The organism is Caulobacter sp. P1_B12_2 (genome assembly GCF_056406675.1).
Genome location: NZ_JBFTZS010000226.1, coordinates 1 through 7,313, shown reverse-complemented (window position 1 = coordinate 7,313; position 7,313 = coordinate 1). Strand labels below are relative to the sequence as shown.

At 68.2% G+C, this 7,313-nt stretch carries 9 protein-coding genes and 1 pseudogene; 6 read left to right on the top strand and 4 right to left on the bottom strand.

Annotated elements, in window-relative coordinates; translation table 11 throughout:
* The 3 genes from AC1DZ6_RS14790 to AC1DZ6_RS14780 form a co-directional block, all read left to right on the top strand.
* The coding region (locus AC1DZ6_RS14790) for a TrmH family RNA methyltransferase (protein ID WP_477097916.1) at window positions 1–419 on the top strand (419 nt) is incomplete at its 5' end.
* A gap of 94 nt (window positions 420–513) precedes the next feature.
* Window positions 514–1,455 carry a creatininase family protein gene (locus AC1DZ6_RS14785; protein WP_477097915.1) on the top strand — a complete coding sequence of 314 codons (942 nt, stop codon included), beginning with the start codon at window positions 514–516 and terminating at the stop codon, window positions 1,453–1,455.
* A gap of 134 nt (window positions 1,456–1,589) precedes the next feature.
* Window positions 1,590–2,585, top strand: coding sequence for an alpha/beta hydrolase (locus AC1DZ6_RS14780; RefSeq protein WP_477097914.1), 996 nt, complete (start codon window positions 1,590–1,592; stop codon window positions 2,583–2,585).
* A gap of 125 nt (window positions 2,586–2,710) precedes the next feature.
* Here AC1DZ6_RS14780 and AC1DZ6_RS14775 read toward each other — a convergent pair whose 3' ends face one another.
* Window positions 2,711–3,427 carry a helix-turn-helix transcriptional regulator gene (locus AC1DZ6_RS14775; protein WP_477097917.1) on the bottom strand — a complete coding sequence of 239 codons (717 nt, stop codon included), beginning with the start codon at window positions 3,425–3,427 and terminating at the stop codon, window positions 2,711–2,713.
* A 122-nt stretch (window positions 3,428–3,549) separates the two neighbouring features.
* Here AC1DZ6_RS14775 and AC1DZ6_RS14770 point away from each other — a divergent pair, with 122 nt between their 5' ends.
* Complete coding sequence (locus AC1DZ6_RS14770; RefSeq protein WP_477097913.1) at window positions 3,550–4,275, top strand: glutathione S-transferase family protein; 726 nt, start codon at window positions 3,550–3,552, stop codon at window positions 4,273–4,275.
* Between the two features lie 35 nt (window positions 4,276–4,310).
* Here AC1DZ6_RS14770 and AC1DZ6_RS14765 read toward each other — a convergent pair whose 3' ends face one another.
* Window positions 4,311–4,520: a hypothetical protein gene (locus tag AC1DZ6_RS14765; RefSeq protein ID WP_477097912.1), complete on the bottom strand. Its 210-nt coding sequence runs from the start codon at window positions 4,518–4,520 to the stop codon at window positions 4,311–4,313.
* A gap of 154 nt (window positions 4,521–4,674) precedes the next feature.
* On the opposite strand from AC1DZ6_RS14765, the gene AC1DZ6_RS14760 reads away from it, so the two are divergent.
* Entirely contained in the window at window positions 4,675–5,070 is a 396-nt protein-coding gene (locus AC1DZ6_RS14760; RefSeq protein ID WP_477097911.1) for a hypothetical protein, read from the top strand.
* Window positions 5,071–5,185: 115 nt separating this feature from the next.
* Entirely contained in the window at window positions 5,186–5,974 is a 789-nt protein-coding gene (locus AC1DZ6_RS14755) for an IclR family transcriptional regulator (RefSeq protein ID WP_477097910.1), read from the top strand.
* Here the strand turns inward: AC1DZ6_RS14755 and rhaT are convergent.
* Together rhaT and AC1DZ6_RS14745 are read right to left on the bottom strand one after the other, a co-directional pair.
* Complete coding sequence (gene rhaT / locus AC1DZ6_RS14750) at window positions 5,971–7,065, bottom strand: L-rhamnose/proton symporter RhaT (RefSeq protein ID WP_477097909.1); 1,095 nt, start codon at window positions 7,063–7,065, stop codon at window positions 5,971–5,973. The genes AC1DZ6_RS14755 and rhaT overlap by 4 nt on opposite strands.
* A 75-nt stretch (window positions 7,066–7,140) precedes the next feature.
* Window positions 7,141–7,313: pseudogene (locus AC1DZ6_RS14745) on the bottom strand (hypothetical protein); the annotation flags it as partial.

Below are 7,313 nucleotides of genomic sequence, written 5' to 3'. Positions count from 1 at the left end.
TCGCCAATCACGACAATCTGGGCGGCATCTTCCGCAACGCCGCCGCGTTCGGCGTCGACGGGGTGATCCTGGACGGCGACTGCTGCGACCCCTTCTATCGCAAGGCCATCCGGGTCTCGATCGGCGCGACGCTCAGCGTCCCGACCGCCTGGCTGGCGCCGGGCGAGGACGTGGTCGCCCTGCTGGAGCGTCACGCCTTCCAGGGCCTGGCGCTGAGCCCGGCGGCGGGCCAGACCCTGGCGCGGCTGGATCCGCCGGCCCGGGCGGCGGTGCTGCTGGGCGCGGAGGGGCCGGGGCTGTCCCAGGCGGTGATGGACCGGGTGCGCACCGTCGGCATCCCGATGGCGAACGGCTTCGACTCGCTGAACGTGGCCACCACCAGCGGGATCGTGCTGCACCACCTGAGATTCGCGACCTAGCGCAGGCGCGATTTTCCGCACCAGCCTCCGATCATTGGACGACCTGCTCCCAGCGCGTCGTGTTAGCCTTCGGCGCTTCCAGACGGAGTTGACGATGCGGCGCAGGACGGCGATCGGGCTCTTGGGCGGCGCGTCGGCGATCGGAGCCTTGATCGGCGGCGCCGCAGCGGCGCGCTCGCCCACCGGCGGCAAGTCGGCCGTGCGCACGATGTTCGAGATGACCTTCCCCGAGTTCGAAGCGGCGATCGCGAAAACCGATATCGGACTGTTGCCCGTCGGCGCCATCGAGGCGCATGGCCCCCATCTGCCGTTGGGGGCCGACGCGCTGGGCGCCATCGACCAGCTTGGCGATGTTCAGACCTACCTCTCCGACGGCGGCTTCCAAAGCATCATGGGGCCGTGCCTCAACATCGGCATCACGAATGAAGCCGACGATGATCGGCGTGACGGCACCTACATCTATCCGGGCAGCCTGACGGTGAGTTCGGCGACCTTCATCGCGCTCTATGTCGATGTCTTGCGCTCGCTGAGCGTGAACGGCTTCAGGCGCGTCTTCCTCTACAGCGGCCATCTCGGCGGCCGACATCTGACAGCCATGGCGAAGGCGGCGGTGCAGGCTAGCGGGGAAATCGCGGGTCTGGAGGCCTATGCGCTGATCGACAGCGAACGACTGGCGAGACTGGGCCTGCCGCCCAGCCCAAACATCCTGCCGATCGTCGACGGGCTGAATTTCCCGATGTTGAAAGACCTTCTGGGCGGGACCGAGCCGGCGTTCACGACGCACGCCGACGGCTGGGAAACCAGTTTGATGCTGCACTATCGACCCGAACAGGTCGGCGACGGATACGCCAGCCTGCCTCAGTCCCCGTCCTTACCCTTCCTAAAGGCGGGCGAGGCCGGCGATCGCGCGCTCAATCCCAGCGGCATCGGCGGCTTTCCCACGAGCACGGCCAGCGCCGAAGTCGGCCGGCGGATCGCTGAATATCGAACCAGGCGCATTGGCGACGCCGTGCTTGGCGTGTTGCGTCGAGGCTGATCACCGACCCGTCGCGACCTGGCTGGTTGGCGTGTCTATCGCGCTGGAGCATCGGCCGCTCGGGAATGACACCGGTGACTTGCCGCGACCCGAACCCCGCCCTAGGGTCCCTTCGCGTCGCTTTGGGAGGTCGCATGTTCAATCGCCGGGGAACCCTGGCCAGCCTCACGGGCGGCCTGCTGACATCGTTGCTGGCGGGGGCGGCGCTCGCCGATCCCAAGCCCGCCCCCAAGCCCGTGAAGCCCCTGGCGGATCCGACCGAAGTCTTCCCCCTGTGGCCCGGCGACCCGCCCGGTTCGGCCGGCGTGACGGCCGTCGAAACCGTGCTGGACCGCACCGTCGCCGGCGGCCTGCGCGACCGCGCCACGACCCACACCCGCAAGCCGACCCTGACCGTCTTCCGTCCCACCGCCAAGGCCAACGGCGCGGCGGTGGTGCTGATGCCCGGCGGCGGCTATGAGCGCGTGGTCAGCGACAAGGAGGGTTTCGAGACCGCCCGCTGGCTGGCCGACCGCGGCTACATCTGTTTCGTCCTGCTCTACCGCCTGCCCGGCGACGGCTGGGGCGCGGGTCCCGACGCGCCGCTGCAGGACGCCCAGCGCGCCGTGCGGCTGGTCCGCTCGAAGGCGGCGAGCCTGAAGTTCGACCCGGCCCGCGTCTCGATCATGGGCTTTTCGGCCGGCGGGCACCTGGCCGCCAGCCTGACCACCCGCTTCGACGCCAAGGTCTATGACCGGATCGACGCCGCCGACGACCTGTCGGCCCGGCCCGATCTGTCGTGCCTGATGTACCCCGTGGTCACCATGATCGACGGCGCGGTCCACGGCGGCTCGCGCAAGCAATTGCTGGGTCCCACGCCGACGCCCGAGCAGATCGCGCTCTATTCGCCGGAGCAGAACGTCACCGACCGCGTCCCGCCGGTGTTCCTGGTCCACGCCGCCGACGACAAGACCGTGCCGGTGGCCAACAGCCTGATGATGTTCACCGCCTTGAAGGCCAAGGCGATCCCCACCGAGATGCACATCTTCGAGGAGGGCGGCCACGGTTTTGGCCTGCGCGGCATCGTCGGCAAGCCGGTCGCGGCCTGGCCGGACCTATTTGAGACCTTCGCCAAGCGACACGGGGTTTAATCGCAAAAGGTCTGTCATCCCGGGCGTAGCGAAGCGAAGACCCGGGATCGACGCCTGAGCTCAGCGCTTCGGCCCGGTCCCGGATCGGCGCGCTGCGCGCTTGTCCGGGATGACAGTCTTGGCGCTYAGCAGCTCTCGCCCTTGGCCGCCCACCGCTTGCGCTCCTCCTCCAGCGCTCGCTGCCACTTCGTCCGCAGCACCCCCGGCCGCTGGCCGTGGCGTTCGTCGAGAAACTCGGCGCCCTCGATCCGGTCGGTGCGGAAGTTGCGGAAGTCGTTGCGCAGCTCGCACCAGCCGATCAGCAGGCGCACCGTGTCGAGATAGCCCACCGTCACCGGCCAGATCACCCGTTGGCTGACCGCGCCCTTCTCGTCGCGATAGTCCAGGCGGATCTTGCGGCCGGCATGGATCCAGGCCCGGGTCTGGGCGATGTCGATGCCGTCGGGCAGGGCCTTCCAGTTGGTGCCGGTCCCGGTGGCCGGGGTCAGCACATAGGGCCGCAGCTGTTCGGGGACGGCGGCGGCGATCTTGGCGATCAGGTCGTTGGCGGCGGTGGCCAGCACCGGGTCGCCGCGTCCGGCGACCCACTGGGCCCCCAGCACGGCGGCCTCGATCTCGTCGGGTGTCAGCATCAGGGGCGGCATGTCGTATCCGGCCTCCAGAATGTAGCCGACGCCCGCCTCGCCGCGGATGGGCGCCCTCTGGCCGATCAAGGCGGCGACGTCGCGATAAACGCTGCGTTTCGACGTCTCCAGCTCGGCCGCCATGGCGTCGGCCGTGACCGGCTGGCGACTGCGGCGGAGGATCTGGATGATCTGGAATAAGCGTTCGGCGCGTCTCATGAGGGCACTCTGCGGGATCGATGCTGACAGCATGCTGGCAGCAGGATGGCGGTAGCGTCCGATTGTCGCAATACGGCGTCTGGGACGGACACCAAAAGGCGGCTCAGCAGGGAGAGACCACCATGATCACGCTCTACGCCGCCGGCCCCGCCTATGGCCTCCCCGAGGGCAGCCCCTATGTCACCAAGACCGAGATCCATCTGAAGATGGCGGGCCTCTGGTACGAGAAGGTCCTGGCCCATCCGGAGACCTCGCCCAAGGGCCAGCTGCCCTGGATCGACGACGACGGGATCAAGGTCGCCGACTCCACCTTCATCCGCGCCTATATCGAGCGCAGCTACGGCGTCGATCTGGACGCCGGCCTCAGCAAGGCCCAGCGCGGCCAGGCCTGGGCGATCGAGCGGATGGTCGAGAACCATCTGAGCTGGGCCAGCTGCCACTTCCGGTTCTTCGACGACGACAACTTCGCCAAGGGCCCGGCTCGCTGGTTCGACGGCATGCCGGGCGAGGCGCGGGCCGACGCGATCGACGGCCTGCTGGACGCCGTGCAGACCAACCTGAAGGCCGTCGGCATCGGCCGCCATTCGCCCGAGGAAATCCTGGAGCTGGGCGCCTGGTCGCTGACGGCCCTGTCGGAGATGTTGGGAAACAAGTCCTTCATGATGGGCCACCGGCCCAGCAGCGTCGACGCCGTCGTCTTCGCCATGCTGGCCCAGATCCTGACGCCGTTCTTCGACTCGCCCCTGCGTCGCCGCGCCGAGAGCCTGCCCAATCTGGTGGCCTTCGCCGAGCGGATGATGGCGGGATATTATCCGGAGTTCGCCCCGGAGGTTCGCGAGGCGGCCTAGGAGAGCCCTCTCCCGCGGGAGAGGGCTCCCTATTGCTAGCGATCCTGGACGTTGCCGGAATGGGTCGTGTTCTGGCGGATGTTTCCCTGGCGGCCCTGTTCTCTGAGATTGACGTCGCCGTCGCCCGGCTCGTTGGACTGCAATCCGGTCTTTTCGTCCCGGCGGCCGTTCGTGGAGCCTTCGATGTCGGGCTTCTGGCCCTTGAAGGCGCGTTGTTCCTCGGGGATGGGCGGGGCTTTGGACATTGGTTTCCTCCATGTCTGCCCTCTTCAAAACCGATGGGCGGGGAGGGTGTTCCCAGGGCTCAGCTTGCCCGTCCAACGCCCAAGCGGAACCGGAACGCCCGCGCCGCGCTCCTTACAGCTTCGGGGTTTTGGAAGCTGCTGGGAGGACAAGACCATGAACTATTCCAAGATGTTGGCGCTCGCCGCCACGACGATCTGCGCCGCGTCGCTGGGCGCCTGCTCGACGATGGGCGGCGGGGGAACCGGCTATTCGCCGCGCCTGGAGACCAAGGCTTCGGACGAAAAGGCCTTCGCCACCACCTTCGCCTCGTGCCGCGACCAGGTCCGGGCCGGCAAGACCGACCGGTTCGAGGTCTCATCGTCCAGCGCCAAGGCGCGCAACCTGGATCCGGGCGCCACCGGCCTGATCCTCAAGGTGCCTTACGACAAGGCCAAGGGCGGTTCTCGCGCCGCGCGGATGGCCCAGGACGACGCCCACAAGACCGCCATGAACCGCTGCCTGGACGCCAACGGCTATCGCGTCGCGGCGTGGGACGCGGCCTCGCGATAGATTCCTGACGCGGAGCCGGAATCCCCGACGATTTCGGCTCCGCATCATCGACGAAGCATCGCCGGAATCGGCATTCCGATGCTATCTAGGGGCGCGATCGGGATAGGATGCCCCCTTGTCAGATACAGCCGAGCCTCAAGTCTCCGCCGCCGCCGATCGCGCCAGTCAGACCCTTCACCGGGCGCTGGACATTCTCGAGGCCGTCGCCGAGGGCGCCCATAGCCTCAAGGCCTTCGAGGAACGGGTCGGCCTGACCCGCAGCACCACCCACCGCCTGGCCTCGGCCCTGGTCGATCGTGGTCTGCTGTCGTCAGTGGGCCGCGACTATCGGCTGGGCGGCCGCCTGGTGCAGCTGGGCCATCAGGCCCGCGAGCGGCTGGGCTTGAGCGATGTCGCGCGGCCGGTGCTGGCCGAGCTGTCGGCCGAGACCCAGGACGCGACCAATCTGGGAACGGCGGCCGGCGACGACGTGCTTTATGTCGCCCAGATCCCCGGGCGGCGGCGGCTGGAGATCCGTCACCGGGTCGGCGACCGCAACCGTCTGCGCGACACCGCCCTGGGCCGCGCCCTGTTGATCGATACGCCGCCGGAACGCTGGGCGGCCTTGTTCGCCGAGAACCCGGGCTCGCCTGAGGCGGCGGCCTTCCATCGCGATGTCGAGGCGGCGCGCCGGATCGGTCACGCCCTGCACCTGGAGGACGGCGGCGACAGCATCCGCTGCATCGCCGCCCCGATCCGCGACGCCAGCGGCGCGATCGTCGCCGCCATCAGCCTGTCCAGCGTCCCGCAATATATGGACGAGGCGCGCATGGCCGAACTGACGCCCCGGGTGGTCGCGGCCGCCCTGGAGATCGGCATGGCCCTGGGCTTCAACCCTTCAAGGCTGAGCCCAGCGGAAAACTAGCCGCCCAACCGGTTGCCGTAGCCGATGATCACCGTCGCGCCGACCAGCAGGGCGACGCCTGTCCAGACCATGGCCTTGACCCGGGGCCGGGCGTCCTTCCATTCGCGGAAGGCGAAGCCCCACAGGGTGCCGAAAATGATGATCGACGCCATGTGCAGGGTCCAGCTGGAGAAGCCGAAGCGGCCCATCTGGCTCTCGCCCATCGTGTAGAAGAAGAACTGGAAGTACCAGGCCGTGCCGGCCACCGCGCACAGCAGGTAGTTGGCCAGCAGGGGCGAGCGCTTCAGGGCGGCGGTCTCGGGATTGTCGGCCGCCTCGGCGGGGCTGACCGCGCCCAGCCACTGGCCGGCGCTGCGGTTCTTGAAGATCAGCCAGGCGCACCACACGCCGTTGGTGATCAGGCCGCCGAACATCACCAGGCACAGGGTCGGCAGGCCGGTCCACAGCGGGCCGGTGCCCGCCGCCGCCGACAGCGCCTTGATCGGTTCGCCGGCCGAAAGCCCGAAGGCGAAACAGGCCGACATGATCCCGGAGAACACCGCCACGGCGATGCCCTTCTTGAAGTCGAACTCGGCGACGGCGGTCTTCTTCTGCTCCGGCGACAGGTCGGCGTCCTTCTTGGCGCCGGCCCAGGCCACGACGACGATCCCGGCCAGGGTGACGATCAGGCCCAGCAGGATGATCCGTCCCGACGGCGATCCCAGCAGCTTCTCGGCGAAATCCCCCTGGACCAGCGGAGGGATCAGGGTGCCGAACACCGTGCACAGGCCCAGCACCACGGCCATGCCCAGCGACAGGCCCAGATAGCGCATGGTCAGGCCGTAGGTCAGGCCGCCGAAGCCCCAGAGCACGCCGAACATCACACATAGGCCGACGGTCTTGGGCGGGACCTGGGCCATCACGCCCAGCAGGTCGTTGGTCTGCAGGCCGGCGAACAGCCAGGGCGCGATCAGCCAGGAAAAGATCCCGCCGGTCAGCCAGAAGATCTCCCACGACCAGCGGCGCACGCTGCGATAGGGCACGTAGAAGCTGGCGGACGACAGGCCGCCCAGCCAATGAAAGAGCACGCCAAGCAGCGGGTTGGGTGTCATGGCGTCTTCCCCTCAGCGGGACCTCTTGTGAGTCCCATATTATGGAATAATATCTTATAGTTTGGAGTCTCGACGTCAAGCCACGGTGACGCCTTGGCCGACCGGCCTGGCCCAGTTGGGCCGTTGGTCGAGTTTGTAGGCGCGTTTGGGCAGGGTGTAGGTGAGGTCGACGATCAGTTCGGCGGCCTCGACCTCGTCCATGCGGTGCTCGGCGACCATGCGGGCCAGGAAGGCGCTGTCGACGCGGC

Coding starts and splice junctions, on each gene's coding strand:
- AC1DZ6_RS14785 (WP_477097915.1), top strand. CDS start 514: ATGCGGCGCAGGACGGCGATCGGGCTCTTGGGCGGCGCGTCGGCGATC.
- AC1DZ6_RS14780 (WP_477097914.1), top strand. CDS start 1,590: ATGTTCAATCGCCGGGGAACCCTGGCCAGCCTCACGGGCGGCCTGCTG.
- AC1DZ6_RS14770 (WP_477097913.1), top strand. CDS start 3,550: ATGATCACGCTCTACGCCGCCGGCCCCGCCTATGGCCTCCCCGAGGGC.
- AC1DZ6_RS14765 (WP_477097912.1), bottom strand. CDS start 4,520: ATGTCCAAAGCCCCGCCCATCCCCGAGGAACAACGCGCCTTCAAGGGC.
- AC1DZ6_RS14760 (WP_477097911.1), top strand. CDS start 4,675: ATGAACTATTCCAAGATGTTGGCGCTCGCCGCCACGACGATCTGCGCC.
- rhaT (WP_477097909.1), bottom strand. CDS start 7,065: ATGACACCCAACCCGCTGCTTGGCGTGCTCTTTCATTGGCTGGGCGGC.